Origin of the sequence: Halomonas koreensis, from assembly GCF_031451675.1 — a bacterium.
GTDB lineage: Bacteria > Pseudomonadota > Gammaproteobacteria > Pseudomonadales > Halomonadaceae > Halomonas > Halomonas koreensis.
In genome coordinates, this window is the sequence record NZ_JARWAK010000005.1 from 39,089 (window position 1) to 64,866 (window position 25,778).

The window sequence follows — 25,778 nt, forward strand, 5'->3', positions numbered from 1 at the left end:
AACCTGGCCATCGAGGCGAGCGTCCGGGTCGCCTCGATCGTCGCCGACGCCACGCCCGCGCAGCAGGGAGCCTCGGCGGGCGCGGCACGGGCTGGCGACGGCTCGGCGGCCGTCGGCGGCCCCGACCTCCCTGCTGGCCGGGTCGATGGATGGGCCGGCACATTCTACCCGAAGGACAGGGCGCGCCTAAGGGCCAGCAAAAAGGGCGCGAGGATCTCTCCTCGCGCCCCTCGGCGTCCGCGGCGGGGATCGGGCTTACTCGGCCACGACCACCACGCGCACGGTGGCGTCGACTTCGGCATGCAGGTGCAGGGCGATGTCGTACTCGCCGGTCTGGCGGATCGGCCCTTCCGGCATGCGGACCTCGCTCTTGGCCACCTCGATGCCGGCGGAAGAGATCGCCTCGGCCAGGTCGCGCGGACCGATGGAACCGAACAGCTTGCCCTCGTCGCCGGACTTGGCAACCAGCGACAGCTCGATGTCGTTGAGCTGTTCGGCGCGAGCCTCGGCCTCGGCCTTGCGCTCGGCGGCCTCGGCCTCGAGCTCGGCGCGCTGGGCCTCGAAGGCCTCGATGTTGTCTTTGGTGGCCGGCACGGCGAGGCCGTAGGGCACCAGGTAGTTGCGGCCATAACCGGGCTTGACGGTGACCTGGTCACCCAGACCGCCCAGCTTGCCAATCTTGTCGAGCAGAATGACTTCCATCTCGTAAACCTCTTGTCAGTCGCTGCGGCCGAGTCGAGCGCGGAAATCCGCGAACGAGTCGATCAGGGCCGCGAGCAGCACGATGAGAATCATGGGCCAGGTGGTGATCAGCAACACATAGAAGGCGACCAGCCACAGCCCGTTCATTCCCTTCAATCCGATGACACCGTGTACCAGCGCGATGCCGGCCACCAGCAGCGGGATCCACAGCAGCATGCCCAGGCCCGGCAGCCCCAGCAGGGCGCCGGCGATGCCGATTCCGGCCAGCAGGGCCAGCTCGCGAGGCGCCAGGCGCAGGCCATGGAACTCCTCGCGGAAGCCGCCGGGGTTGTAGAGCCCGGCCTGCCAGCCCCGTGCCAGCGCCAGGCAGGCCACGGCCGCCAGCAGCACCACCAGGCCGGTGACGCCGCCGATCAGCAGGCCGGCGAGGCGCTCGGTCGACATGCCCTGGCGGGCGAACTCGTCGAGCATCGCCGCGACCTCCGGCGACCCCTGACGCAGCTGCTCCAGCACCGGGCCGGCCCCGCCGGGGGGCAGGAAGATGCCCAGCTGGATCATCGCCGCCCCGGCCAGGGCGCCGACGATCAGCGTCTCGCTCCAGCTCAGCCGGGCCCGCAGCACCACCGCCATCAGCGTGACCAGCAGCACGCTGGCCAGCGGGATGACGTCGCCGCGGGTCCACCACCAGCCCGCGGGCAGGGCGGCGGCAACGATCACCGGCAGCGCCGGGGCTAGCCCGCGGCGCAGGGTGACCAGGCCGGCGATGGCGGCGCCCAGCCAGAACAGCCAGGGCACCAGGGTGGCGGCGGCCGCCCCCCCCACGGCCTGGGGGGTGCCGCGCATCATCCAGCGGGCGACGGGCAGCATCACGCGCGTGTCTTACTGGTGGCTATCGGTGTAGGGCAGCAGCGCCAGGTAGCGTGCCCGCTTGATGGCGGTGGACAGCTGGCGCTGGTAACGGGCCTTGGTCCCGGTGATGCGGCTGGGAACGATCTTGCCGGTCTCGGTGATGTAGGCCTTGAGGGTATCCAGATCCTTGTAGTCGATCTGCTTGACGCCCTCGGCGGTGAAACGGCAGAACTTGCGGCGACGGAAAAAGCGTGCCATGGGAAAGACTCCTTAGACGTGCGACGTATGGGCTCAGGCGGACTCGGCGGAGCGTGACGGCTTCTCGTCACGACGGCCACGCTTGTCTTCCGCCGGCTTCATCATCGGGGAAGCCTCGGTGACGGCTTCCTTGCAGCGCACGACCAGGCTGCGGATGATGGCGTCGTTGAAGCGGAAGATGTTCTCGATTTCCTCGAGGGTCTCGCCGCGGCACTCGACGTTCATCAGCACGTAGTGAGCCTTGTGGATCTTGTTGATCGGGTAGGCCAGGTGACGGCGCCCCCAATCCTCGAGACGGTGAACGGTGCCGCCGTTCTCGGTGACGATGCTGGTGTAGCGCTCGACCATCGCCGGCACCTGCTCGCTCTGGTCCGGGTGGACCATGAAGACGATCTCGTAATGACGCATGGGGTCTCCTTGCGGTTTGGCAGCTTCCGATGGAACGACTCGCCCTTCCACGGGAAGCAAGGAGGTGATTATCGAAATGCACGACGCCCGTTCGTTGGACGAACGGGCGCAAGCATTCTAAAGACTGGGCGCCGGAGGCGCAAGCTGGAAGCTGGAAGACAGCTTGAGCCCAACCTCTCCGGAGACCAGCATTTTACGGCTTACAGCTCCGGGCGAAGCCCGGCTCTTCAAGCTTCCCGCTTACGGCCGCGAAGCGGACGATCTTCCAGCTCCCGGCGAAGCCGGGAACTTCCAGCTTCAGGCTTACGGCTAGCGGTCTATCGCGCCTCCGGCGCGCTAGACCGCTGTCGGACGGCCTCGAACAGCCCGATGCCGGTGGCCACCGAGACATTGAGGCTGGACACGCTGCCGACCATGGGCAGCTTGACCAGCTGGTCGCAGGCCTCGCGGGTGAGCCGCCGCATGCCCTTGCCCTCGGCGCCCATCACCAGGGCGGTGGCGCCGCGGAGGTCGACCTCGAACAGGCTCGCCTCGGCCTCGCCGGCGGTGCCGGTGATCCAGACGCCGAGCGCCTTGAGCTTGTCGAGCGCCCGGGCCAGGTTGGTGACCTGGTAGACGGGCACCGCCTCGGCGGCCCCGCAGGCGACCTTGCGCACCGTGGCATTGAGCGGCGCCGACTTGTCCTTGGGCACCACCACCCCATGCACGCCGGCGGCATCGGCGCTGCGCAGGCAGGCGCCGAAGTTGTGGACGTCGGTGATGCCGTCGAGCACCAGCAGCAGCGGCGCCTCGGGAGCCGTCCAGCCCTGGAGGCGGTGCCAGAGGGCGGCCTCGGCCTCGAAGGCCAGCGGCGGGCAGAAGGCGATTACCCCCTGGTGGGCGGCCCCCTGGGCGAGGCGATCCAGGTCGTCGCGGGGGTGCGTCGTCACCCGGGCGCCCCGCGCCCGGGCCTGTTCGACCAGCTCGGCCAGGCGGCCGGCGGCCTCGCCCTCCTGCAACCAGAGTTCGCGGGGCGCCTCGCCCCGCGCGAGCAGCGCGCGCACGGCATGCACGCCGTGCACGGCCTCGAGGCCGTTCGGGGCCCGGGGGCCGCGACGCGGCGCCGATCTGGGCTTCTTCTTCATCGACATGCGTGGACCTCGCCCCTCAGCGCCGGCGCGGGCCGCGGCGGCGGCGCTTGCGACCGCCCTTGTCGCCCTCGTCCGCGGACGCCCCCTGGGCGTCGCCCTGCTGGCCGCCCTTCGCCGGCGCCTGACCGCCGCGCCGCTTGCGCGGGGCGCGCCGCGGACGCGGCTTGTCGTCGGCCAGCTCGAAGTCGATCTTGCGGTCGTCCAGGTCGACGCGCGCCACCTGCACGGCCACGCCGTCGCCGAGCCGGTAGCTCATGCCGCTGCGCTCGCCCTTGAGGCGGTGCTTCTCCGGCTCGTAGTGGTAGTAGTCGGAGGGCAGCGAGGTGACGTGCACCAGGCCCTCGACATAGACCTCGTCGAGACGCACGAAGATGCCGAACTGGGTCACCGAGGCGATGGTGCCCTCGAAGACCTCGCCGAGCTTGTCGGACATGAACTCGCACTTCAGCCAGCTCTCAACGTCGCGGGTGGCGTCGTCGGCGCGGCGCTCGGTCATCGAGCAGTGCTCGCCGAGCTCCAGCATCTGCTCGAAGGTGTAGGGGCACCACTTGCTGGGCGGCTCCACCGGCGCGCCCTCGGCGCGCAGCACGGTCGCGGTCTGGCGCGGCCCGCGGATCACCGAGCGGATGGCGCGATGGACCAGCAGGTCCGGGTAGCGGCGGATCGGCGAGGTGAAGTGGGCGTAGGCCGGGTAGGCCAGGCCGAAGTGCCCCTCGTTCTGGGGCGAGTACACGGCCTGGCTCATCGAGCGCAGCATCACCGTCTGGATGATGTCGGCGTCGTCGCGGCCCTTGATCGATTCGGCCAGGTCGCGGTAGTCCTGGGGCGTCGGCTCGTCGCCGCCGGGCAGCGACATCCCCAGCTCGTTGAGGAACAGCCGCAACTTGTCGAGGCGCTCCGGCGAGGGGCGCTCGTGGATGCGGTAGAGCGCCGGCAGGTCGTGCTTGTCGAGGAAGCGGGCGGTGGCCACGTTGGCCGCCAGCATGCACTCCTCGATGATCTTGTGGGCATCGTTGCGCGAGCGCGGGACGATCTTCTCGATCTTGCGCTCGTCGTTGAAGACGATGGCCGTCTCGGTGGTCTCGAAGTCGATGGCGCCGCGAGCCTCGCGAGCCTCGCGCAGCAGCGTGTAGAGCGCGTGCAGGTTCTTCAGCGAGGGCACCAGCTCGCGGTATTCCTCGCGCAGCGCCTCGCCCTGCTCGCCGTCGTCATCGAGGATGGCGGCGACCTTGTTGTAGGTCAGCCGGGCATGGGAGCGGAACACCGCCTCGTAGAAGCGATAGCGGCTGATCGCCCCGGTCTTGGAGATGTTCATCTCACAGACCATGGCCAGGCGGTCGACGTCGGGGTTCAGCGAGCACAGGCCGTTGGACAGCAGCTCCGGCAGCATGGGCACCACCTGCCCCGGGAAGTACACCGAGTTGCCACGGCTGATCGCCTCCTGGTCCAGGGGGCTGCCCGGGCGCACGTAATGGGAGACGTCGGCGATGGCCACCACCAGCTTCCAGCTGCCGGACTTGGTCTTCCAGGCGCAGACGGCGTCGTCGAAGTCCTTGGCGGTCTCGTCGTCGATGGTCACCAGCGGCAGGTCGCGCAGGTCGACGCGGTGCGCCTTGTCGTCCTCGGCCACCTCGGCGTCCATGCCGGCGATCTGATCCTGCACCTCGGGGGGGAACTCGGCGGGGATCTCGTAGCTGCGCAGGGCGATGTCGATCTCCATGCCGGGATCCATGCGCTCGCCGAGCACCTCGGCGACCTCGCCCACCGGCTGCACCCGGGTCTCGGGCTGCTTGACGATGGTCACCGACACCACCTGGCCATCCCGGGCCCCGCCGTTGGCCTTGTGGGGGATGATGATTTCCTGGGCGATGCGCGGATTCTCGGGGATCAGCACGCCGAAGTCGGGGGTGTTCTCGCGATAGACGCCGACCATGGTCTGGGTGTTGCGCGCCAGCACCTCGACGATGGTCGCCTCGTCCCGGCCGCGGCGGTCCCGGCCGCTGACGCGCACCAGGACGTGGTCATTGTGGAAGACCCGGCGCATCTGCCGCGGCGGCAGCACAAGGTCGGGCTTCTTGCCGTCGTCGCGGAGCAGGAAGCCGAAACCGTCGCGGTGGCCGAGCACCCGCCCCTTGATCAGGTCGAGCTTGTCGATCAGCGCATAGGCGCCGCGGCGGTTGCGCAGCACCTGGCCGTCGCGCTCCATGGCGGACAGCCGGCGGCGCACCGCCTCCTGGAGATCCTCGTCCTCCAGGCCCAGCATCCGGCTCATGGCCTCGTGGGTGATGGGCTTGCCGTGCTCCTCCAGGCGAGCCAGCAGATAGTCGCGGCTGGGGGCGGGCTTGTCGTACTTGTGGGCCTCGCGGCTGGCGTGCGGGTCGTCGCTGAGCGTCCAGTGAGTCATGCGGAGAGCATCCTTGGCAGGGTCGGGGACGGCATGAGGGAGGTGGCGCGCGGGCGCCGCGGGCATGCGGTGATGCGATAGGGATCTATGGTCATGGCGGCAGTATAGCGTCGCCGAAGGGCGCACCCAACCATGGTCGCCGCTCCGAGGGCCGCGACGATGGCGCGATCTCGTCCGCGAGGCGAATCGGGGGTTGCAATCCCGGCCAGATGCGGTAATATACGCGCCACTTGCCCAGGTGGCGGAATTGGTAGACGCGCTAGCTTCAGGTGCTAGTGTCCTTACGGACGTGGAGGTTCAAGTCCTCTCCTGGGCACCAAGATACTTCGGTATCGCCGCTCTTTATCAGCTCGAAATCGCTCGTGTTTCGCCCAGGTGGCGGAATTGGTAGACGCGCTAGCTTCAGGTGCTAGTGTCCTTACGGACGTGGAGGTTCAAGTCCTCTCCTGGGCACCATCATCGCCCTTGCGATGGCCCGGAACACGACGATATGCATGACGCGCCCAGGTGGCGGAATTGGTAGACGCGCTAGCTTCAGGTGCTAGTGTCCTTACGGACGTGGAGGTTCAAGTCCTCTCCTGGGCACCATTTCGCGTTATGCAGAGTTGACCCCCCTATCGTTATCGCTCGATCATCGGCCGCACACGTTGCGGTTTTCTTGCGTGCGCGCGTCACGGCCCCGACGCCTCACTCGAAGCGACCCGGCAGGTCGGCCACGGCCGCCAGACCCCACCCCTCGGTGACCACCCGCCCTTCCAGGGCCGCCGCCGCCTCTTCCGACAGGTTCGGCAGGAAGTCCAGCCCGGTCATGGCCTCGATGCGGTCGACGCTGACCAGGAAGCGGTCCAGCGGCTCGCCGCCGTCGACGTCCTGGGGCATCAGGAAGGCCAGCGCCCGGGGATGCCGCCCCGGCACCACCAGGATCTTGTAGAAGGCCACGGGCACCTCCACCAGGCCGACCCGATGCAGGACCCCGGCGGCGACGTCGTCGGCGAACACCGGGCCTGCGATCACCTGCAGGCGGCCGAAGCGGGGCAGGAAGTGGTCGACCACGACCTCCTCCAGCCGCTGCCAGAGCCGCCGGTTCAGGTCCGGGCGCTGGGGCATCATGTTGCTCATCAGGAAGGTGTCGCGCTGGGCGGCCGGCCCGTGCGCGGCGGCGATGGCATAGTTGGGCGCCAGATGGCCGCGATCGTAGCCGCTGCGCCGGTAGGCGTTCGGGGTCAGCGGCCACAGGGTCCGCCAGTCGCGCCGGAACCCGGGTCGGTCGCCGACCGGGAAGCGCCGGTCGGCCCGCAGCTGGTAGCTGGCCCACAGCGAACCGACCCGCAGGTCCGACCAGCCCACCAGGTAGCCGTCGTTGCGCAGGACCCGGTGCAGGCTCAGCGGCGTCGGGCGCTCCCAGGTGGGCACGCCCATCCAGCTGAGCCGCTCGCGGACCTCGCGCTCCTCGGCATACCACAGGCCGCTGCCCACGGCGGCGAAGAGCGCGGCGATGCCCAGCCGGCGCAGGCGGGGGCGCCATCGGCGGGCGACACGGGAACGGCGGCGCGGCACGTCGCGGCGGCTTACCAGCCCAGCGAGAACATGGTCTCGAGGTCGTGACGGGAGTGCACCTGCATGGCATTGAGGGTCTCGGTCTCGCGAATGCCCTCGACGTCGTTGAGGCGGCCGGTCACCAGCTCGGCCAGGCTCTCGAAGTCACGGGTCCGGGCGATGGCCACCAGGTCGTAGCGCCCGCAGGTGGAAAACACCTCGCTGATGCCCTCGACCTCGGCCAGCCGCTCGGCCACGGCCTTGACCTGCCCCTTCTCGGTGTTGATCAGGATGACGGCATTCTGCATCGGGCATGCTCCCTCTGAAATCGGCTCACCGCGGCGGGATCCTCCGCCGCCACTGCGGCGAGTATAGCAGCGTCGCCGCGCGATCAGCAGCCTCCCGCGGCAGCGCTACGGAGCGCGGCGGATTGCCGCATGGCCGGCGTCGGGGTTCGTCAGCCCGCCGCCGGCTGACTACCATGATGGGGACGAACTCCGCGGGCTTCGCCCTGTCGGACGTCCAGGCGGGCGCCAGATCCGCCGAAGGCAAAAAACGAGAAGGACGGGCCGGATCGCCGGCCACCGTGACAAGACCCGTGATGATGACAAGGAGAGACCATGGCCAATCACAGCCGTCGTGACTTCGTGCGCCACAGCCTGCTGGGCCTCGCCGCCCTGCCCCTGGGGGCCGGCATCCTGTCCCGGACCGCCCTGGCCCAGGAGCTGCCGCCCCTGGATCCCAGCAGCGACCAGGCCAAGGCCCTGAACTATGTGGTGAACGCCAGCGAGGCCAGCGATCACCCCGCCTACGCGGAAGGCGAGAACTGCGCCAACTGCATGTTCTACCAGGCGGACTCCCAGGGCTGCCAGCTGTTCCCGCAGAACAGCGTCAGCCCCGAGGGATGGTGCCAGTCCTGGACCGCCCAGGCCTGATCGCCCCTCCGGCGACACGCGACCCGCGCCACCCGGCGCGGGTCGCGTCGTTTCCGCCCCTCAGTCGTCGCCCTCCTCGTCCTCCGGCAGCGGCCAGTGGTAGCGACGCACCACCTCGTCGCCGTCCATGGACTCGAGCCTCACCGGGAAGCCCCACAGCTGGTGCAGGTGGCGCATCACCGGATAGACGCTGCGCGCCAGCGGGCGGCGGCTGTCCTGGACGTGGCGCAGGGTCAGGGAGCGGTCACCCCGGATGTCCGCCGACCAGATCTGGATGTTCGGCTCGCGCACCGACAGGGCGTACTGGATGGCCAGGCCCTCGCGGATGCGCTGGTACCCGCGATCGTCGTGGATGGCGGTGACCTCGAGCATCTCGTCCTGGTCGTCGTCGAGCACCATGAACAGCTTGAGGTCGCGGATCACCTTCGGCGACAGGTACTGCTGGATGAAGGACTCGTCCTTGAAGTTGCGCATGGCGAAATGCAGCGTCTCCAGCCAGTCGCTGCCGGCGGTGTCCGGGAACCAGCGGCGATCCTCCTCGGTGGGGTGCTCGCAGATGCGCCGCAGGTCGGTGTACATGGCGAACCCGAGGGCATAGGGGTTGAGGCCGTTGAAGTGAGGGCTGTCGAAGGGCGGCTGCTGGACCACGGCGGTGTGCGACTGCAGGAATTCCAGCATCAGCCCCTCGTCCACCAGGCCCTCGTCGAACAGCCGGTTCATCAGGGTATAGTGCCAGAAGGTCGCCCAGCCCTCGTTCATTACCTGGGTCTGGCGCTGGGGATAGAAGTACTGGGCGAGCTTGCGCACGATGCGCACCACCTCGCGCTGCCAGGGCGCCAGCAGCGGCGCGTTCTTCTCGATGAAGTACAGCAGGTTCTCCTGGGGCTCGGGGGGATAGCGGCCGCCGGCATGCAGGCCCAGGGGATCCTCCTCGTCGTCGACCTCGCCGTCCAGCCCCTCCGCCGGCGAACGCCCGGGAATCGTCCGCCACAGGGTGTTCACCTGGGCCTGGAGGTAGGCCTCGCGCTCCTTCTGGCGCCGCGCCTCCTCCTCGGCGGAGATCGGCGAGGGACGCTTGTAGCGGTCGACGCCGTAGTTCTGCAGGGCATGACAGGCGTCGAGCAGCTGCTCCACCGCGGTGACGCCGTGGCGCTCCTCACATTCGGCGATATAGCGCCGGGCGAACAGCAGGTAGTCGACGATGGAGCCGGCGTCGGTCCAGGTGCGGAACAGGTAGTTGCCCTTGAAGAAGGAGTTGTGGCCGTAGCAGGCGTGGGCCATCACCAGCACCTGCATCATCAGGGTGTTCTCCTCCATCAGGTAGGCGATGCAGGGGTCGGAATTGATTACCAGCTCGTAGGCCAGGCCCATCTGGCCGCGCCGGTAGGCCTGCTCCACGGCCAGGAACTGCTTGCCGAACGACCAGTGGTGATAGCCCACCGGCATGCCCACGCTGGCGTAGGCGTCCATCATCTGCTCGGTGGTGATGATCTCGATCTGGTTGGGGTAGGTGTCCAGGCGATACTCGTCGGCGAGCCGGGCGATCTCGGTCTCGAAGTCCTCGAGGATCTCGAAGTTCCAGTCGGAGCCGCTGGCGATGGGCTTGCGGTCGGTCATGCTGCCTCCTTGGCCACGCTCACGACTGGGCGTGGCGGCGACGGAACAGGTCGCGGAACACCGGGTAGATGTCGCCGGCCTCGACGATCTGCCGCATGGCGAAGCGATCCGGATACTCGGCCTCCACCCGCTCGTACTCCTCCCACAGCGCCTGGTGGGCGTGGGGCGTGATCTCCACGTAGGTGAAGTACTGCAGCCGCGGCATCAGCGACTTGGCCAGCAGGTCGCGGCAGGTCAGGGAGTCGTCGTCCCAGTTGTCGCCGTCGGAGGCCTGAGCCACGTAGAGGTTCCACTGGGTCGGGGGGTAGCGGTCGCGGATGATCTCGTCGACCAGGGTCAGGGCGCTGGAGACGATGGTCCCGCCGGTCTCCCGGGAATAGAAGAACTCCTCCTCGTCGACCTCCTTGGCGGCGGTATGGTGACGCACGAAGACCAGCTCGACCTTCTCGTAGTTGCGCTCCAGGAAGAGGTAGAGCAGCAGGAAGAAGCGCTTGGCGATGTCCTTGTGGGCCTGGGTCATCGAGCCCGAGACGTCCATGACGCAGAACATCACCGCCTTGCTGGACGGCTGGGGCTGATTCATCAGGTTGTTGTAGCGCAGGTCATAGGTGTCGATGAAGGGAATCGCCTCCAGGCGCTTCTCCAGGCGCGCGATCTCGGCCTTGAGCTCGGCGATGCGCGCCGGGTTGCGCAGCACCGGATCCTTGCGCTCCTCGACCTCCAGCGCCTCGCGGGCCTCGCGCAGGGCACGGCGGATGGGGCCGCGCATGGCGATGCGCCGGGCATGGGCCTCGCGCATCGAACGCACGATGTTGATGCGCGCCGGCACGCCCTCGCGGGTGAAGCCGGCGCGCACCGGCCGCACCTCGTCGAGATCCACCAGGCTCTTGCGCTCCAGGTGGGGCAGCTCGAGGCCGTCGAAGACGAAGTCCAGGAACTCCTCCCGGGACAGGGTGAAGGCGAACTCGTCCATGCCCTCGCCCTGGTTGGAGGCGCCCCCCTCGCCGGCGCCGCCGCTTCCGCCGCCGCCCGGGCGGCGCAGCCGGTCGCCCTCGACGAACTCCTTGTTGCCCGGGGCGATGATGGCGCGCTTGCCGCCGGGGCCGTGCTGGAAGACCGGCTCGGAGATGTCCCGGGTCGGGATCGACACCTTCTCGCCGCGCTCCATGTCGGTGATGGAGCGGCGATTGACCGCCTCCTCGACGGAGCGCTTGATGTGGGTGCGATAGCGATCGAGGAAGCGCTGGCGGTTGACCGCACTCTTGTGCTTGGCATTGGCACGACGGTCGATGAAATAGGTCATGCTGACCTCCTCCTGGCGCTGGTCGCCGCGGGGCGGGGACGATATCGACCGCCCTCCCCCGCTCGTGGCCCTTGGCCCTTGGCCCGTGGCCCGTGGCCATCAGGCTACTGCGACTTGCGCACCCTCAGGTACCACTCGGACAGCAGGCGCACCTGCTTCTCGGTGTAGCCGCGATCGACCATGCGGGCCACGAAGTCCTCGTGCTTCTTCTGGTCCGCGGTGGAGGCCTTGGCGTTGAACGAGATCACCGGCAGCAGCTCCTCGGTGTTGGCGAACATCTTGTGCTCGATCACCCCGCGCAGCTTCTCGTAGGACTGCCAGCTGGGGTTCATGCCGTTGTTCTGGGCCCGGGCCCGCAGCACGAAGTTGACCACCTCGTGGCGGAAGTCCTTGGGGTTGGAGATGCCGGCCGGCTTCTCGATCTTCTCCAGCTCCTCGTTGAGGGACTGGCGGTCGAACAGCTCGCCGGTCTCCGGATCCCGGTACTCCTGGTCCTGGATCCAGAAGTCGGCATAGGTGACGTAGCGATCGAAGATGTTCTGGCCATACTCGGAGTAGGACTCCAGGTAGGCGGTCTGGATCTCCTTGCCGATGAAGTCGACGTAGCGCGGCGCCAGGAATTCCTTGATGAAGCGCAGGTAGCGCTCGAAGGTCTCCTTGGGCAGCTGCTCCTGCTCCAGGCGCTGCTCGAGGACGTAGAGCAGGTGCACCGGGTTGGCCGCCACCTCGTGGTTGTCGAAGTTGAACACCTTGGCCAGGATCTTGAAGGCGAAGCGCGTGGAGAGCCCGTCCATGCCCTCGTCGACCCCGGCGGCGTCGCGGTACTCCTGGATCGACTTGGCCTTGGGATCGGTGTCCTTGAGGTTCTCGCCGTCATAGACCCGCATCTTGGAGTAGACGCTCGAGTTCTCGGGCTCCTTGAGCCGCGAGAGCACCGAGAACTGCGCCAGCATGCGCAGGGTGTCCGGGGCGCAGGGCGCCTCGGCCAGGGTGGAATGCTCGAGGAGCTTCTTGTAGATGTTGATCTCCTCGGTCACCCGCAGGCAGTAGGGCACCTTGACGATGTAGACCCGGTCGAGGAAGGCCTCGTTGTTGCGGTTGTTGCGGAAGGTCTGCCACTCGCTCTCGTTGGAGTGGGCGAGGATCACGCCGTCGTAGGGGATCGCTCCCATGCCCTCGGTGGGGTTGTAATTGCCCTCCTGGGTCGCGGTCAGCAGCGGGTGCAGCACCTTGATCGGCGCCTTGAACATCTCGACGAATTCCATCAGCCCCTGGTTGGCCCGGCACAGGCCGCCGGAGAAGCTGTAGGCGTCGGGGTCGTCCTGGGAATAGAGCTCCAGCTGGCGGATGTCCACCTTGCCGACCAGCGAGGAGATGTCCTGGTTGTTCTCGTCGCCGGGCTCGGTCTTGGCGATGGCGATCTGGTTGAGCCGCGACGGGTAGAGCCGCACCACCCGGAACTGGCTGATGTCGCCGCCGTACTCCTTGAGCCGCTTGGCGGCCCAGGGCGACATCACGCTCTTCAGGCAGCGCCGGGGAATGCCGTACTCCTTCTCCAGCAACTCGCCGTCATGCTCCGGCGAGAAGAGCCCCAGCGGCGATTCCTGCACCGGCGAGCCCTTGATGGCATAGAAGGGAATATGCTCCATCAGCAGCTTGAGCTGCTCGGCCAGGGACGACTTGCCGCCCCCCACCGGCCCCAGCAGGTAGAGGATCTGCTTCTTCTCCTCGAGGCCCTGGGCGGCATGGCGGAAGTAGGCGACGATCTGCTCGATGGCCTCCTCCATACCGTAGAACTCGGCGAAGGCCGGATAGCGCCGGATCACCTTGTTGGAGAAGATCCGCGACAGGCGCGGGTCCTTCGCCGTGTCGATCACCTCGGGCTCGCCGATGGCTTCCAGCATGCGCTCGGCCGCGCTGGCATAGACCGAAGGATCCTCACGGCAGAGTTCCAGATACTCCTGCAGGCTCATTTCCTCCTGCTGGATGCGTTCGAATCGGTTCTGCACATGATCGAAGATGCTCATCGATGCCTCCTTAAAGCCCGGGGCTCCGGCCGCACGACCCACTCGCGGCGGCCGGGTCGGTAGCTTCAGCGTAGTCAGCGCGACCGGACGAGACGGCCCGGTGCCTTTCAACGCAGTACGCCACTACTTCCTATGAACCTCGAAGCCGGCAAGCGTTTCGTTGCGAACTGTGCATCTTGTCATCTTCCGCCCCCGGGCGGGGCGGACCCGGCCGGGCAGCGGGAAGGCGCGGGCCGGCCGAGGCGGCGGGGGCGGCCGGCCCCGGTAGCTAGAGGGAGGCGGCCAGGCGGGTGCCCTGCTCGATGGCCCGCTTGGCGTCGAGCTCGGCGGGCTCGAAGGCCCCGCCGACGACGTGCACCGAGACGCCGGCCTCGCGCAGCGGCGCCAGCCAGTCTCGCTCGGCCTCCTGGCCGGCGCAGATCACCACGGAATCGACCTCGAGCAGGCGCGGCTCGCCGTCGACGCGGATATGCAGGCCCGCGTCGTCGATGCCCACGTACTCGCAGCCGGCCAGGGTCTCGACGCCGCGATGGCGCAGCGAGGCCCGGTGCACCCAGCCGGTGGTGGTGCCGAGCCCGCGGCCCGGCTTGCTGCGCTTGCGCTGCAGCAGGAAGACGCGCCGGGGGATCCGCGGGCGCTCGGCGTCGCGCAGCCCGCCGGGCGAGGCCACGCCCAGGTCCACCCCCCACTCCCGGCACCAGGCCTCGACGTCCCGGGCCGGATGATCGGCATGGGTGAGCAGCTCGGCGACATCGAAGCCGATGCCGCCGGCGCCGATGATCGCCACCCGCGGCCCGACCCGCTCGGGGTGGCGGATCGCGAACGGATAGGACAGCACCTTGGGGTGGTCGATGCCCGGCAGGTCGAGCCTGCGCGGACGCACCCCGGTGGCCAGGATCACCTCGTCGAAGGCCCGCAGGGCGTGCAGCTCCGGCTCGGCGCCGAGGTACACGGTGACGCCGTGCTTGTCCAGCATCACCCGGTAGTAGCGCAGGGTCTCGTCGAACTCCTCCTTGCCGGGTATGCGACGGGCATGGTTGAACTGGCCGCCGAGCTCCGCCTGGCGCTCGAACAGCGTCACCGCATGGCCGCGCTGGGCGGCGGTCACCGCCGCGGCGAGCCCGGCCGGGCCGCCGCCCACCACGGCGATGCGCCTCGTCTCGGCCGCCGGGGCGACGACCAGCTCGGTCTCGTGGCAGGCCCGGGGATTGACCAGGCAGGAGGTGAGCTTGCCCTGGAAGGTGTGATCCAGGCAGGCCTGGTTGCAGGCGATGCAGGTATTGATCTCCGCGGCGCGATCCTCCCGGGCCTTGGCCACCCAGGCCGGGTCGGCCAGGAAGGGGCGGGCCATGGAGACCATGTCGGCGACGCCCTCGGCGAGCAGGCGCTCGGCCACCTCCGGCATGTTGATGCGGTTGGTGGCGATCAGCGGCACCTCGAGCTCGGCCTTCATGCGCCGGGTGACCTCGGCGAAGGCCGCCCGCGGCACGCTGGTGACGATGGTCGGCACCCGGGCCTCATGCCAGCCGATCCCGGTGTTGATGACGTCGGCGCCGGCGGCCTCGATGGCACGCCCCAGGGCCACCACCTCCTCGAAGGTGCTGCCCTCCTCCACCAGGTCGATCATCGACAGCCGGAAGATGATCAGGAAGTCCGGCCCCAGGGCCTCGCGGATGCGCCGCACGGCCTCCACCGGGAAGCGGATGCGTCCCTCGAAGCTGCCGCCCCAGGCGTCCCGGCGATGGTTGGTGCGCCGGCAGACGAACTGGTTGATCAGGTAGCCCTCCGAGCCCATCACCTCGACGCCGTCGTAGCCGGCCTCCCGGGCCAGGCTCGCGCAGCGCACGTAGTCGTCGAGGGTCCGCTCGATCTCCGCCTCCTCCAGCGCCCGGGGCGCGCGGGGGTTGATCGGCGCCTGGATCGCCGAGGGCGCCACCGGGGCGGCGGTGTAGGCATAGCGGCCGGCATGCAGGATCTGCAGGCAGATGTGCCCGCCCGCCTCGTGCACCGCCCCGGTGACCCGCCGGTGGTCGGCCACCTGTTCGGGACGCTCCAGGGTCGAGGCGCCCTCGAAGACCGCCCCCTCCGCGTTGGGGGCGATGCCGCCGCCGACGATCAGCGCGACGCCGGCGCGGACCCGTTCGGCATAGAAGGCGGCCAGGCGGGCGAAGCCGTCGGGGGCTTCCTCCAGGTTGGTGTGCATCGAGCCCATCAGGACCCGGTTGGGCAGGGTCAGGGGGCCGAGCGTCAGGGGGCGAAACAGGTGGGGATAGGCGGTCACGGCAGACTCCTCGAGGTCGGATGCCCAGAATTCAAACAACTGTATGATAGTTGTTCCGGATCCGCAAAGGGCCGCGTCCAGCATCCTCCAGGGCGTCGCGTCGGGCAACACGAAAAAGCCCCGAGGCGGAACCTCGGGGCTTTTGGAATTCGGTGCAGATGGCGGACCGGACGGGACTCGAACCCGCGACCTCCGGCGTGACAGGCCGGCATTCTAACCAACTGAACTACCGGTCCGCGTGGTGGGCGATACTGGACTCGAACCAGTGACCCCCAGCATGTGAGGCTGGTGCTCTAACCAACTGAGCTAATCGCCCACGCGTTACTGCATAGATTGTGTGCGTCATCGTGGCGGACCGGACGGGACTCGAACCCGCGACCTCCGGCGTGACAGGCCGGCATTCTAACCAACTGAACTACCGGTCCGCAAGATGATGCGGTGCAGAAAGCGCTGGCGGACCGGACGGGACTCGAACCCGCGACCTCCGGCGTGACAGGCCGGCATTCTAACCAACTGAACTACCGGTCCGCTTCCGCTTCTGCGACGTGATCGGGCCAGTGCGAGGCACTGGTGGGTGGTACAGGGATCGAACCTGTGACCCCCAGCTTGTAAGGCTGGTGCTCTCCCGGCTGAGCTAACCACCCCCGGTCACGTGGCGCTGCATTCTACAGGGGTCGGTGCCATTGTCAACGCGTTTTTTCATCTCGGCGATCGCGGAAGGCCAGGGCATTCATCCACTTGGCCGCGCCTGGCCGGCACCGTGAGCGGCCATGGCCTCGGCGATGCGCCGCGCGCCCTCGGCGATCAGCCCCGCCTGGTCGCGCCCCGAGGCGCGCCTCGGCTTCCAGTCGTGATCGCCATCCTCCAGCCAGTGCAGCTCGGCGCATCCCGGCAGGGCATAGCCGGCCACCTCGTCGCGGGTGCCGAAGGGATCGCGGGTCCCCTGCACCACCAGGGTCGGGCAGGCCAGCCGCGGCCAATGGTCGAGGCGCAGCGAATCGGGCTTGCGGGGCGGATGGAAGGGGTAGCCGCAGAGCACCAGGCCGGGGGCGCCGTCGCGGGCCGCCAGCAGGCTGGCGACCCGGCCGCCCATGGACTTGCCGCCCAGCCACAGGGGGGTGGGCGAGACCTGCGACACGCTGTCGCACCAGACGGCGAGTTCCTCGACCAGCCCCGCGACCTTCGGAGGGGGGCGACGGCGCCCCGCCTCGCGCATCCGCCGCAGGTAGTCGAACTCCACGGCCAGGGTCTGGACGCCGGCCCTCGCCAGCGCCCGGCGCAGGGCGAGCAGGAAGGGAGAATCCTGGCCAGCCCCGGCACCATGGGTCAGCAGCAGGCGTCCCGCGCTGCCGTCGCCCTGGAGGTCGAGCGGGCCGAGGCCCTCGACCTGCCAGGTGCCCGGGCGGCCTTCGCCGAGGTAGCGGCCCAGATCGGGAAGGGGGATGGGTGAAGCGAAGTGGTAACCATTATCGGACAACGGATTCATTCCTTGGTTCAACATCGGGGGGATCGCCAGTTCAGGTTGTCCCATCGCTGCGCTAGAATCCGGGGAGGTTTTTGACCTGCATCATCCTGTGGGAGGTCGTTTCGGGGCAGAATGCCGCGGGCCACCCCCAAACCGCGTTCGATGGGAACCTGACATGAGCACAGCATTGGAACACCCGACCTACAACTACAAGGTAGTTCGGCAGTTCGCGATCATGACGGTGGTGTGGGGCATCGTGGGCATGGCCCTCGGTGTCACCATCGCCGCCCAGCTGGTATGGCCGGAACTGAACCTGGGACTGCCGTGGACGAGCTTCGGCCGCCTGCGCCCCCTGCACACCAACGCCGTCATCTTCGCCTTCGGCGGCTCGGCGCTGTTCGCCACCTCGTACTACGTGGTGCAGCGAACCTGCCAGACGCGCCTGATCTCCGACAAGCTGGCCGCCTTCACCTTCTGGGGCTGGCAGGCGGTGATCCTGTCGGCGGTGGTGACCCTGCCCATGGGCTACACCACCACCAAGGAGTATGCCGAGCTCGAGTGGCCGATCAACATCCTGATCGCGGTGGTGTGGATCAGCTATGCCATCGTCTTCCTGGGCACCATCAAGCAGCGCAAGACCTCCCACATCTACGTGGCCAACTGGTTCTTCGCCGCCTTCATCCTCACCGTGGCGGTGCTGCATATCGTCAACAACGCCGCCCTGCCGGTGTCGGCGATGTACTCGATTTCCATCTACTCCGGCGCCATCGACGCCATGACCCAGTGGTGGTACGGCCACAACGCGGTGGGCTTCTTCCTGACCGCCGGCTTCCTGGGCATGATGTACTACTTCGTGCCCAAGCAGGCCGAGCGCCCGGTCTATTCCTATCGCCTGTCCATCGTCCACTTCTGGGCGCTGATCATGGTCTACATGTGGGCCGGCCCGCACCACCTGCACTACACCGCCCTGCCCAACTGGGCCCAGTCGCTGGGCATGATCATGTCGATCATCCTGCTGGCGCCGAGCTGGGGCGGCATGATCAACGGCATGATGACCCTTTCCGGGGCCTGGCATAAGCTGCGCACCGACCCCACCCTGCGTTTCCTGGTGGTGGCGCTGTCCTTCTACGGCATGTCCACCTTCGAGGGGCCGATGATGGCGGTGAAGACCGTCAACGCCCTGTCCCACTACACCGACTGGACCATCGGCCACGTCCACGCCGGCGCCCTGGGCTGGGTGGCGATGATCACCATCGGCTCCATGTACCACCTGATCCCGCGCCTGTTCGGCCGTACCGAGATGTACTCCAACGGCCTGATCGCCGTGCACTTCTGGCTGGCGACCATCGGCACCGTGCTGTATATCGCCGCCATGTGGGTCAACGGCATCCTGCAGGGCCTGATGTGGCGCGCCGTGAACCCCGACGGCACCCTGATGTACACCTTCGTCGAGTCCGTCGAGGCCAGCGGGCCGGGCTACATCGTGCGGATGATCGGCGGCCTGTGCTGGGTGGTCGGCATGCTGATCATGGCCTTCAACGTCTTCATGACCGTGCGCCGCCAGGAAAGCGTCCGGCAGCCGATTCCGCAGTCCGCCTGAGCCAACAGGGAACGAAACACCAATGAGACACGAGATAGTCGAAAAGAACGTCGGCCTGCTCGCCGTGCTGATCCTGGTGGTGATCAGTTTCGGCGGCCTCGCCGAGGTGGTGCCGCTGTTCTTCCAGAAGAAGACGACCGAGCCGGTGGAAGGCCTCGAGCCGCTCTCCGCCCTGGAACTGGCCGGCCGCGACGTCTACCGGCGCGAGGGCTGCGTCGGCTGCCACTCGCAGATGGTCCGTCCCTTCCGCGCCGAGACCGAGCGCTACGGCCACTACAGCGTGGCCGGCGAGTCGGTGTACGAGCACAACTTCCTGTGGGGCTCCAAGCGCACCGGGCCCGACCTGGCCCGGGTCGGCGGTCGCTACAGCGACGACTGGCACCGCGCCCACCTCTACAACCCCCGCGACGTGGTGCCCGAGTCGGTGATGCCGGCCTATCCCTGGCTGTTCGAGAACACCCTGGACGGCGAGCACATCGCCGACAAGATGCGCACCATGCGCAGCCTGGGCGTGCCCTACACCGACGAGCAGATCGCCAATGCGCGCGACGAGGTGCGCGGCGAGCGTGAGATCACGGCCCTGGTGGCCTACCTGCAACAACTCGGCACCGTGCTCAAGGACACGCGCTGACCATGGATATCGGGACCGTCCGCGGCATCATCACCGGCCTGCTGATCGTCGCCTTCCTGGGGCTCGTCTGGTGGGCCTACTCGAAGCGCCGCAAGCCGGACTTCGACGAGGCGGCGAACCTGCCCTTCGCCGACGAGGATGAGCGACCGAACCGTGACACGAGCGCCTCCGACGAGGCCGATTCCCGACAGAACAAGGGAGACAGGAACGCATGAATAATCTCTGGGGTGACTCCCTTTCCGGCTTCTGGAGCGCCTGGATCATCGTCATCACGCTGGGCACCATCGCCATCAGTGCCTGGCTGCTGTTCGCCAACCGCAAGACCGACAAGGCGCCGGACGCGGAGGGCAATGTCGAGACCACCGGGCACGCCGCCGACGAGATCGAGGAGTACGACAACCCGCTGCCGCGCTGGTGGTTCCAGCTCTACGTGGGGACCGTGATCTTCTCCCTGGGCTATCTGGTGCTCTACCCGGGCCTGGGCAACTTCGCCGGCCTGCTGGGCTGGACCCAGGAGGGCCAGTGGGAGAAGGAGGTGGCCCGCGCCGAGGAGCAGTACGCGCCGATCTTCGCCCAGTACGAGGAGGTGCCGATTCCCGAGCTGGCCCAGGACGGCGAGGCCATGCAGGTCGCCGAGCGCATCTTCCTCAACAACTGCGCCATCTGCCACGGCTCCAACGCCCAGGGCGGCTACGGCTTCCCCAACCTGACCGACGACGCCTGGCTCTACGGCGGCGCGCCGGAGAACATCGTCCAGACCCTGACCAACGGGCGTAACGGCCTGATGCCCTCCTGGCAGCAGCTCGGCGAGGAGAACATCGCCAACCTGACCCAGCACGTCATGTCGCTGTCCGGCCAGGCCACCGACGCCGAGCGGGCCGAGGAAGGCGCCGCGGTCTACGCCTCCGTCTGCGCGGCCTGCCACATGCCCGACGGCACCGGCAACCAGGCCCTGGGCGCGCCCAACCTGACCGACGACGCCTGGCTCTACCGCCGGCCCGGCCAGCCGCTGGACGAGGCCATCACCCAGACCCTGCGCAACGGCCGCAACGGCCACATGCCGGCCCAGGCCGCCTACATCGGCGAGGACAAGGTCCACCTGGTCGCCGCCTATGTGTACAGTCTGAGCCGTCAGGACTGACCCGCCCCATCCCGGGGTCGAGGAAGGGTGTGGCCCGGGGTCGCACCCTTTCTCGTTGCGGCCCCCGCTCGCTACAATCGACGCATCAGACAGGGGCCCACCCTGCCCTCTCCTTGCCTGCCGTGAGCCTGCCATGAGCGAGAAGATCCCGACCCGCGACGTCACCCCGGATCCCGTGCAACATCACGCGCCGGAGGCGACCGTCACCCAGGAGATGTACGCCAGCCGGCGCCACATCTATGTTCGCGAGATCAAGGGCGTCTTCCAGCGCCTGCGGCGCAGCGCCAACTGGGCCCTGATGCTGGCCTTCTTCCTGATCCCCTGGATTCCCTGGGGCGACCGCCCGGCGGTGTGGTTCGACCTGCCCGGCCGCGAGTTCCATATCTTCGGGGCGACCTTCTATCCCCAGGAGTTCATGCTGCTCTCCTGGCTGCTGATCATCTGCGCCTTCGGGCTGTTCTTCATCACGGTGTTCGCCGGCCGCGTGTGGTGCGGCTACACCTGCCCGCAGAGCGTCTGGACCTTCCTGTTCATCTGGGTCGAGCACCGCACCGAGGGCCCGCGCAACCGGCGCATCAAGCTCGACAAGCGCGGCCTGGACGCCGACAAGGCCCGGCGCAAGGCCGCCAAGCACCTCATCTGGCTGGCCATCGCCGCCGCCACCGGCCTGACCTTCGTCGGCTACTTCACGCCGATCCGCGAGCTGGTGGTGGAGCTGCCCACCCTGGAGGCCCACGGCTGGTCCTACTTCTGGGTGGGCTTCTTCACCCTGTTCACCTACCTCAACGCCGGCTGGCTGCGCGAGCAGGTGTGCATCTACATGTGCCCCTATGCCCGCTTCCAGTCGGTGATGTTCGATCGCGACACCCTTATCGTCTCCTACGACGCCGACCGCGGCGAGCCCCGCGGGCCGCGCAAGAAGCGCCTGAGCCACGAGGAGGCCCGCGCCGCCGGCCACGGCGACTGCATCGACTGCGACCTCTGCGTCCAGGTCTGCCCCACCGGCATCGACATCCGCGACGGCCTGCAGTACGAGTGCATCACCTGCGCGGCCTGCATCGACGCCTGCGACAGCGTCATGGACAAGATGGGCTATCCCCGCGGCCTGATCCGCTACACCACCGAGAACGCCCTGGAGGGCAAGCCGACCCATATCCTGCGCCCGCGCCTGCTCGGCTACCTGGCGGCGCTGCTGGTGATGATCGGCCTGTTCGTGTGGGCGGTGGGCGACCGCGCCGCGGTAGGCTTCGAGGTGGAGCGCGACCGCAACCAGCTGTTCCAGATGACGCGGGACGGCGAGATCAGTAACGTCTACACCCTGATCGTGCGCAACCTCGACAAGCAGGATCACACCTACCGCCTCGAGGGCTCCGGCCTGCCGGGTCTGGCGCTGGACACCGAGAGGGTCAGCGTCCCCGCCGGCGAGTCCCGCCAGCTGGTGATCGAGGCCACCGTGCCCCCCGCGTCCATCGAGTTGCCCAGCCACGAGATCCTGCTGCGCCTGGAGGCGGTCGACGATCCCGACATCCGCCTCGAGCGCGACAGCCGCTTCATAGGAGAGACCCGCTGATGACGGCGGAACACGAGTCCATCCCGCCCTGGTACAAGCAGTTCTGGCCCTGGTTCCTGATCGGCCTGCTGGGGTCCTCGGTGACCTTCAGCCTGGTCTACTTGGCCTTCTCGCTGCACTACTACGACGGCACCGTGGCCCAGGACTACTACAAGGAAGGCCTGGCCATCAACGAGCAGATCGCCAAGCAGGAGCAGGCCCAGGCGCTGGGCCTGGCGGCGACCCTGCGCGCCGACCCGGCCACCGGCGACCTGGTCGTCGACCTGGCCGGCGAGCAGCACCCGGAGCGCCTGGTGCTCAAGCTGATCTTCCCCACCGAGAGCGCCCGGGACCGCACCCTCGAGCTCGAGCACGTGCGCGCCGGGCGCTACGTGACCATGCTCGAGGAGCCACTGCGCTATCGCTGGTACCTGCATCTGCAGCCCGCCGAGGGCCAGCAGGCCGACTGGCGGCTGACCGGCGAGGCCCGCTTCCCCACCGAGGACGAGATCGCCCTGGTCCCCGGGATCTGACGCCCCATGACCACCACCACGCTCGCGGCCGACTCGGCCCCCGGCTGCTATCACTGCGGCAGCCGGGTGCCCGAGGACGCCCCCTGGACGATCACCCTGGACGACGCCGTCCACCCACTGTGCTGCCCGGGCTGCGAGGCGGTGGCCCACGCCATCGTCGACGGCGGGCTGGCCAGCTACTACCGCTTCCGCACCGAGCTCCCGGAGCGCCCGGACGACCGCCAGGCGGCCCGCGCCGAGACCTGGGCGGTGTTCGACGACCCGGGCCTGCAGGCACGCTTCGTCCACCCCGAGCCGGACGGCGGCGTCCACGCCACCCTGGCGGTGGAGGGCATCACCTGCGCGGCCTGCGCCTGGCTGATCGAGCACCGCCTCAACGCCCTGGCGGGGGTCACCGCCAGCGCCGTCAACCTCACCCATCACCGGGTGCGGGTCAGCTGGGATCCCGCCCGGCTGGCCTTCTCGCGGATCCTCGCCGAGATGGCCGCCATCGGCTACCAGGCCCAGCCCTACGAGCCCGACGCCGCCCAGCACCGCCTGCGCCGCGAGGAGCGCATGAACGTGCGACGGCTGATCGTCGCCGCGGTGGGGATGATGCAGGTGATGATGTTCTCCATCCCCCTCTACGTGGCCGGCGAGGATGGCCTGGGCGCCGACTTCGACGCCCTCTTCCACTGGCTGGCCTTCGCCCTGACCACCCCGGTGGTGCTGTTCTCGGCCCAGCCGTTCTTCGCCGGCGCCTGGCGCGACCTGCAAACCCGCCAGCTGGGCATGGACGTCCCGGTGTCGCTGGCCATCGGCTCGGCCTACCTGGCCAGCGCCTGGGCGGTGATCGCCGGCCACGGCGACGTCTACTTCGACTCGGCGGCGATGTTCACCTTCTTCCTGCTATTCGGGCGCTATGTGGAGATGCGCGCCCGGCGTCGCAGCGGGCGCGCCGGCAACGCCCTGGCCGACGCCCTGCCCCTCTCGGCCATCCGCCTCGCCGAGGACGGCGCGGAGCGCATCCTGCCGTCCAGCGAGCTCGCCGCCGGCGACCGGGTGCTGGTGCGCCCCGGCCACGGCGTGCCCGCCGACGGAGTCATCGAGAGCGGCGCGTCCAGCCTCGACGAGTCGATGCTCACCGGCGAGACCCTGCCGGTGACCCGCGGCGTCGGCGAGGCCGTCACCGGCGGCAGCCAGAACATCGAGAGCCCGCTCACGGTGCGTGTCACCCGGGCCGGCCGCGACGCCCGGGCGGCCAGCCTGGTGGACCTCACCGACCGCGCCTTCGCCAGCCGCCCGCGCATCGCCCGGGTCACCGCCCGCCTGGCGCACCACTTCGTGCTCCAGGTACTGCTGATCGCCGCCGCGGTGGCGCTGGCCTGGTGGTTCATCGACCCCGCCCGGGCCTTCTGGGTGACCCTCTCGGTGCTGGTGGTCACCTGCCCCTGCGCCCTGGCGCTGGCCACCCCCACCGCGGTGACCGCCGGCCATGGCCAGCTGCACCGCCGCGGCGTGCTGCTGACCCGGGCCGATGCCCTGGAGACCCTGGCCGGCCTCGACCGGGTGATCCTCGACAAGACCGGCACCCTCACCGCCGGCGAGATCAGCCTGGCCCGGGTGCGGCCCCTGGACGGCGGCGACGAGGCCCGCCTGGCGGCGGTGGCCGCCGCCCTGGAGGCCCACTCCGAGCATCCCATCGCCCGGGCCTTCCGGCCCTACCGGCGGGTCGGGCTGAACGCCGAGGACGTGGTCAGCCGCCCCGGCCGGGGCCTGGAGGGCCGCCTCGACGGCCGGGCCTGGCGGCTCGGCACGCCCGAGTTCGCCGCCCCCGAGGCCCGCCCGGCCCCGCCCGACGACGGCCACTGGCTGCTGCTGGCCGAGGCCGGCACGCCGCGGGCCTGGTTCGCCCTGCGCGATCGGCTGCGCGACGACGCCGCCGAGGCCATCGCCGCCTTCCGGGCCCGGGGCCTGGCGGTGGAGCTGCTGTCCGGCGACACCGAAGCGGCCACCCGCGCGCTCGCCGAGCGCCTGGGCATCGCGACATGGCACGCCAAGGCGAGCCCCGAGGACAAGCTCGACCGGCTGCGCGCCGCCCAGGCCGGCGGCGACCGGGTGGCCATGGTCGGCGACGGCATCAACGACGTGCCGGTGCTGGCCGGCGCCGACCTGGCCATCGCCATGAACGGCGCCACCGACCTGGCCCGCACCCGGGCCGACGCCGTCTTGCTGGGCCCGCGCCTCGCGCGTATCGTCGAGGCCATCGACATCGGCCGGGCCACCCGGCGGATCATCCGCCAGAACCTGGCCTGGGCGCTGATCTACAACCTGGCCGCCCTGCCGCTGGCCGCCATGGGCTGGGTGCCGCCCTGGCTGGCCGCCCTGGGCATGTCGGCCAGCTCACTGGTGGTGGTCGGCAACGCCCTGCGCCTGGCGCGCTGGACGCCCGAGGCCGCCGTCCCCGCTGGGAGAGCCGAGACCCCATGAAGATCCTCTATCTGCTGATTCCCCTGTCGCTGATCCTGCTGGGCCTGGCCGTCTGGGCCTTCTTCTGGGCGGTCAAGCACGATCAGTTCGAGGACCTGGAAGGGCCGGCCCACCGCATCCTCTTCGACGAGGACGACAACGACCTGCCCCCCGAGGAGCGCGCCCGGCGTCGCGGCGAGTCCGACGCGCCGGCCGACGACGAGGACCACCGGACGCGCTGATGGATCCCACCGGACTCGACCTGCCGCCGCTGGCCGCGGCCTTCGTCTTCGGCCTGCTGGGCGGCGCCCACTGCATCGGCATGTGCGGCGGCATCATGAGCGCCCTGACCTTCGCGGTGCCGCCCAGCATGCGCCACCCGGCGCGGCTGTCCGGCCTGCTGCTGGGCTACAACCTGGGCCGCATCGCCAGCTACATGGCCGCCGGCGCCCTGGTGGCCGGGCTGGGCACCCTGATCGGCGTCGCCCCGGGGGCGCGCCTGGCCTTGCAGGCCCTGGCCGCGGTGATGCTGATCCTGATGGCGCTCTACATCGCCGACTGGTGGAAGGGGCTGCTGCGGGTCGAGGCCCTGGGCCGGCGCCTGTGGCGCCACCTGGAGCCGCTCGGCCGGCGGCTGATGCCGGTGGTGAAGGTGCCCCAGGCGGTGGCCCTGGGGGCGGTGTGGGGCTGGCTGCCCTGCGGGCTGGTGTATTCCATGCTGGCCTGGAGCCTGGCGATCGCCGAGCCGGCCCGGGGGGCGGCGCTGATGGGCGCCTTCGGCCTGGGCACCCTGCCGGCGCTGCTGGTCACCGGCCTGGCCGCCCGCCAGCTCGGCGCCCTGATCCGCCATCCGGCCACCCGCACCCTGGCCGCCACCGCGATCATCGGCTTCGCGCTGTGGCAGCTGTGGGCCCTGCTGCCCGCCGCGGGCCATCACTGAGCCACGAACCGCGGCCCGCTT

The 25,778-nt window shown here is 69.1% G+C and carries 23 protein-coding genes and 8 tRNA genes; 13 read left to right on the plus strand and 18 right to left on the minus strand.

Annotated elements, in window-relative coordinates; all coding sequences use genetic code 11:
- Positions 1–255: 255 nt before the first annotated feature.
- The 6 genes from rplI to rnr all read right to left on the minus strand — a co-directional run bounded on the left by rplI (position 256) and on the right by rnr (position 5,751).
- Positions 256–702 carry a 50S ribosomal protein L9 gene (gene rplI, locus QC818_RS07420; RefSeq protein WP_309652215.1) on the minus strand — a complete coding sequence of 149 codons (447 nt, stop codon included), beginning with the start codon at positions 700–702 and terminating at the stop codon, positions 256–258.
- 15 nt (positions 703–717) lie between these two features.
- The gene (locus QC818_RS07425) at positions 718–1,569 is read right to left on the minus strand and encodes a hypothetical protein (protein ID WP_309652361.1); all 852 of its coding nucleotides are present in this window, start codon (positions 1,567–1,569) and stop codon (positions 718–720) included.
- 12 nt (positions 1,570–1,581) lie between these two features.
- Positions 1,582–1,809 carry a 30S ribosomal protein S18 gene (rpsR, locus tag QC818_RS07430; RefSeq protein ID WP_016853668.1) on the minus strand — a complete coding sequence of 76 codons (228 nt, stop codon included), beginning with the start codon at positions 1,807–1,809 and terminating at the stop codon, positions 1,582–1,584.
- A 33-nt stretch (positions 1,810–1,842) separates the two neighbouring features.
- Entirely contained in the window at positions 1,843–2,217 is a 375-nt protein-coding gene (rpsF, locus tag QC818_RS07435) for a 30S ribosomal protein S6 (protein WP_309652216.1), read from the minus strand.
- A 317-nt stretch (positions 2,218–2,534) separates the two neighbouring features.
- A complete protein-coding gene (gene rlmB, locus QC818_RS07440) occupies positions 2,535–3,341 on the minus strand; it encodes a 23S rRNA (guanosine(2251)-2'-O)-methyltransferase RlmB (protein WP_309652362.1) in 807 nt (268 codons plus the stop codon).
- 22 nt (positions 3,342–3,363) lie between these two features.
- On the minus strand, positions 3,364–5,751 hold the full coding sequence (gene rnr / locus QC818_RS07445) for a ribonuclease R (RefSeq protein ID WP_309652217.1): 2,388 nt from the start codon (positions 5,749–5,751) through the stop codon (positions 3,364–3,366).
- A gap of 232 nt (positions 5,752–5,983) precedes the next feature.
- Here rnr and QC818_RS07450 point away from each other — a divergent pair.
- From QC818_RS07450 to QC818_RS07460, 3 genes are all read left to right on the plus strand, one after another.
- Positions 5,984–6,070: transfer RNA gene (locus QC818_RS07450), tRNA-Leu, on the plus strand.
- A 50-nt stretch (positions 6,071–6,120) separates the two neighbouring features.
- A tRNA-Leu gene (locus QC818_RS07455) sits at positions 6,121–6,207 on the plus strand.
- Positions 6,208–6,252: 45 nt separating this feature from the next.
- Positions 6,253–6,339, plus strand: a tRNA-Leu gene (locus QC818_RS07460).
- A 99-nt stretch (positions 6,340–6,438) separates the two neighbouring features.
- Here QC818_RS07460 and QC818_RS07465 read toward each other — a convergent pair.
- Both QC818_RS07465 and QC818_RS07470 read right to left on the minus strand, forming a co-directional pair.
- Positions 6,439–7,308 carry a DNA/RNA non-specific endonuclease gene (locus QC818_RS07465; RefSeq protein WP_309652218.1) on the minus strand — a complete coding sequence of 290 codons (870 nt, stop codon included), beginning with the start codon at positions 7,306–7,308 and terminating at the stop codon, positions 6,439–6,441.
- Positions 7,309–7,319: 11 nt separating this feature from the next.
- Entirely contained in the window at positions 7,320–7,595 is a 276-nt protein-coding gene (locus tag QC818_RS07470) for an Lrp/AsnC family transcriptional regulator (protein WP_309652219.1), read from the minus strand.
- A 312-nt stretch (positions 7,596–7,907) separates the two neighbouring features.
- Here QC818_RS07470 and QC818_RS07475 point away from each other — a divergent pair, with 312 nt between their 5' ends.
- Positions 7,908–8,222, plus strand: coding sequence for a high-potential iron-sulfur protein (locus tag QC818_RS07475; RefSeq protein ID WP_309652220.1), 315 nt, complete (start codon positions 7,908–7,910; stop codon positions 8,220–8,222).
- Between the two features lie 60 nt (positions 8,223–8,282).
- Here QC818_RS07475 and QC818_RS07480 read toward each other — a convergent pair whose 3' ends face one another.
- The 10 genes from QC818_RS07480 to QC818_RS07525 form a co-directional block, all read right to left on the minus strand.
- The gene (locus QC818_RS07480; protein WP_309652221.1) at positions 8,283–9,839 is read right to left on the minus strand and encodes a SpoVR family protein; all 1,557 of its coding nucleotides are present in this window, start codon (positions 9,837–9,839) and stop codon (positions 8,283–8,285) included.
- 19 nt (positions 9,840–9,858) lie between these two features.
- Positions 9,859–11,142, minus strand: coding sequence for a YeaH/YhbH family protein (locus QC818_RS07485; protein WP_309652222.1), 1,284 nt, complete (start codon positions 11,140–11,142; stop codon positions 9,859–9,861).
- 104 nt (positions 11,143–11,246) lie between these two features.
- Entirely contained in the window at positions 11,247–13,169 is a 1,923-nt protein-coding gene (locus QC818_RS07490) for a PrkA family serine protein kinase (protein WP_309652223.1), read from the minus strand.
- 268 nt (positions 13,170–13,437) lie between these two features.
- Positions 13,438–15,450: an NADPH-dependent 2,4-dienoyl-CoA reductase gene (locus QC818_RS07495; RefSeq protein WP_309652224.1), complete on the minus strand. Its 2,013-nt coding sequence runs from the start codon at positions 15,448–15,450 to the stop codon at positions 13,438–13,440.
- Positions 15,451–15,609: 159 nt separating this feature from the next.
- Positions 15,610–15,686, minus strand: a tRNA-Asp gene (locus QC818_RS07500).
- 3 nt (positions 15,687–15,689) lie between these two features.
- Positions 15,690–15,766: transfer RNA gene (locus QC818_RS07505), tRNA-Val, on the minus strand.
- Between the two features lie 32 nt (positions 15,767–15,798).
- Positions 15,799–15,875: transfer RNA gene (locus QC818_RS07510), tRNA-Asp, on the minus strand.
- A 26-nt stretch (positions 15,876–15,901) separates the two neighbouring features.
- Positions 15,902–15,978: transfer RNA gene (locus QC818_RS07515), tRNA-Asp, on the minus strand.
- A gap of 40 nt (positions 15,979–16,018) precedes the next feature.
- Positions 16,019–16,094 (minus strand) — tRNA-Val (locus tag QC818_RS07520).
- Between the two features lie 86 nt (positions 16,095–16,180).
- A complete protein-coding gene (locus QC818_RS07525; RefSeq protein ID WP_309652225.1) occupies positions 16,181–16,927 on the minus strand; it encodes an alpha/beta family hydrolase in 747 nt (248 codons plus the stop codon).
- Positions 16,928–17,090: 163 nt separating this feature from the next.
- On the opposite strand from QC818_RS07525, the gene ccoN reads away from it, so the two are divergent.
- The 9 genes from ccoN (at position 17,091) to QC818_RS07570 (ending at position 25,757) form a co-directional block, all read left to right on the plus strand.
- A complete protein-coding gene (gene ccoN, locus QC818_RS07530; RefSeq protein WP_309652226.1) occupies positions 17,091–18,515 on the plus strand; it encodes a cytochrome-c oxidase, cbb3-type subunit I in 1,425 nt (474 codons plus the stop codon).
- 22 nt (positions 18,516–18,537) lie between these two features.
- Positions 18,538–19,146 (plus strand): cytochrome-c oxidase, cbb3-type subunit II, encoded by a 609-nt coding sequence (gene ccoO, locus QC818_RS07535; protein ID WP_309652227.1) that lies wholly within the window; start codon positions 18,538–18,540, stop codon positions 19,144–19,146.
- 2 nt (positions 19,147–19,148) lie between these two features.
- Complete coding sequence (locus QC818_RS07540) at positions 19,149–19,361, plus strand: cbb3-type cytochrome oxidase subunit 3 (RefSeq protein WP_309652228.1); 213 nt, start codon at positions 19,149–19,151, stop codon at positions 19,359–19,361.
- The gene (gene ccoP, locus QC818_RS07545) at positions 19,358–20,287 is read left to right on the plus strand and encodes a cytochrome-c oxidase, cbb3-type subunit III (RefSeq protein WP_309652229.1); all 930 of its coding nucleotides are present in this window, start codon (positions 19,358–19,360) and stop codon (positions 20,285–20,287) included. Before QC818_RS07540 ends, ccoP begins: the two co-directional genes overlap by 4 nt.
- Positions 20,288–20,420: 133 nt before the next feature.
- On the plus strand, positions 20,421–21,857 hold the full coding sequence (ccoG, locus tag QC818_RS07550; protein ID WP_309652230.1) for a cytochrome c oxidase accessory protein CcoG: 1,437 nt from the start codon (positions 20,421–20,423) through the stop codon (positions 21,855–21,857).
- Positions 21,857–22,369: a FixH family protein gene (locus tag QC818_RS07555; RefSeq protein WP_309652231.1), complete on the plus strand. Its 513-nt coding sequence runs from the start codon at positions 21,857–21,859 to the stop codon at positions 22,367–22,369. Before ccoG ends, QC818_RS07555 begins: the two co-directional genes overlap by 1 nt.
- A gap of 6 nt (positions 22,370–22,375) precedes the next feature.
- Entirely contained in the window at positions 22,376–24,838 is a 2,463-nt protein-coding gene (locus QC818_RS07560) for a heavy metal translocating P-type ATPase (RefSeq protein WP_309652232.1), read from the plus strand.
- A complete protein-coding gene (gene ccoS / locus QC818_RS07565) occupies positions 24,835–25,059 on the plus strand; it encodes a cbb3-type cytochrome oxidase assembly protein CcoS (RefSeq protein ID WP_309652233.1) in 225 nt (74 codons plus the stop codon). The genes QC818_RS07560 and ccoS overlap by 4 nt, the downstream gene beginning before the upstream one ends.
- Positions 25,059–25,757: a sulfite exporter TauE/SafE family protein gene (locus tag QC818_RS07570; protein ID WP_309652234.1), complete on the plus strand. Its 699-nt coding sequence runs from the start codon at positions 25,059–25,061 to the stop codon at positions 25,755–25,757. The genes ccoS and QC818_RS07570 overlap by 1 nt, the downstream gene beginning before the upstream one ends.
- The last annotated feature ends 21 nt before the right edge of the window (positions 25,758–25,778 follow it).

Coding starts and splice junctions, on each gene's coding strand:
- ccoS (WP_309652233.1), top strand. CDS start 24,835: ATGAAGATCCTCTATCTGCTGATTCCCCTGTCGCTGATCCTGCTGGGC.
- QC818_RS07560 (WP_309652232.1), top strand. CDS start 22,376: ATGACCACCACCACGCTCGCGGCCGACTCGGCCCCCGGCTGCTATCAC.
- rlmB (WP_309652362.1), bottom strand. CDS start 3,341: ATGAAGAAGAAGCCCAGATCGGCGCCGCGTCGCGGCCCCCGGGCCCCG.
- QC818_RS07555 (WP_309652231.1), top strand. CDS start 21,857: ATGACGGCGGAACACGAGTCCATCCCGCCCTGGTACAAGCAGTTCTGG.
- QC818_RS07425 (WP_309652361.1), bottom strand. CDS start 1,569: ATGCTGCCCGTCGCCCGCTGGATGATGCGCGGCACCCCCCAGGCCGTG.
- QC818_RS07480 (WP_309652221.1), bottom strand. CDS start 9,839: ATGACCGACCGCAAGCCCATCGCCAGCGGCTCCGACTGGAACTTCGAG.
- rpsR (WP_016853668.1), bottom strand. CDS start 1,809: ATGGCACGCTTTTTCCGTCGCCGCAAGTTCTGCCGTTTCACCGCCGAG.
- rplI (WP_309652215.1), bottom strand. CDS start 702: ATGGAAGTCATTCTGCTCGACAAGATTGGCAAGCTGGGCGGTCTGGGT.
- rnr (WP_309652217.1), bottom strand. CDS start 5,751: ATGACTCACTGGACGCTCAGCGACGACCCGCACGCCAGCCGCGAGGCC.
- QC818_RS07540 (WP_309652228.1), top strand. CDS start 19,149: ATGGATATCGGGACCGTCCGCGGCATCATCACCGGCCTGCTGATCGTC.
- QC818_RS07570 (WP_309652234.1), top strand. CDS start 25,059: ATGGATCCCACCGGACTCGACCTGCCGCCGCTGGCCGCGGCCTTCGTC.
- ccoN (WP_309652226.1), top strand. CDS start 17,091: ATGAGCACAGCATTGGAACACCCGACCTACAACTACAAGGTAGTTCGG.
- QC818_RS07470 (WP_309652219.1), bottom strand. CDS start 7,595: ATGCAGAATGCCGTCATCCTGATCAACACCGAGAAGGGGCAGGTCAAG.
- ccoP (WP_309652229.1), top strand. CDS start 19,358: ATGAATAATCTCTGGGGTGACTCCCTTTCCGGCTTCTGGAGCGCCTGG.
- ccoO (WP_309652227.1), top strand. CDS start 18,538: ATGAGACACGAGATAGTCGAAAAGAACGTCGGCCTGCTCGCCGTGCTG.
- ccoG (WP_309652230.1), top strand. CDS start 20,421: ATGAGCGAGAAGATCCCGACCCGCGACGTCACCCCGGATCCCGTGCAA.
- rpsF (WP_309652216.1), bottom strand. CDS start 2,217: ATGCGTCATTACGAGATCGTCTTCATGGTCCACCCGGACCAGAGCGAG.
- QC818_RS07485 (WP_309652222.1), bottom strand. CDS start 11,142: ATGACCTATTTCATCGACCGTCGTGCCAATGCCAAGCACAAGAGTGCG.
- QC818_RS07475 (WP_309652220.1), top strand. CDS start 7,908: ATGGCCAATCACAGCCGTCGTGACTTCGTGCGCCACAGCCTGCTGGGC.
- QC818_RS07490 (WP_309652223.1), bottom strand. CDS start 13,169: ATGAGCATCTTCGATCATGTGCAGAACCGATTCGAACGCATCCAGCAG.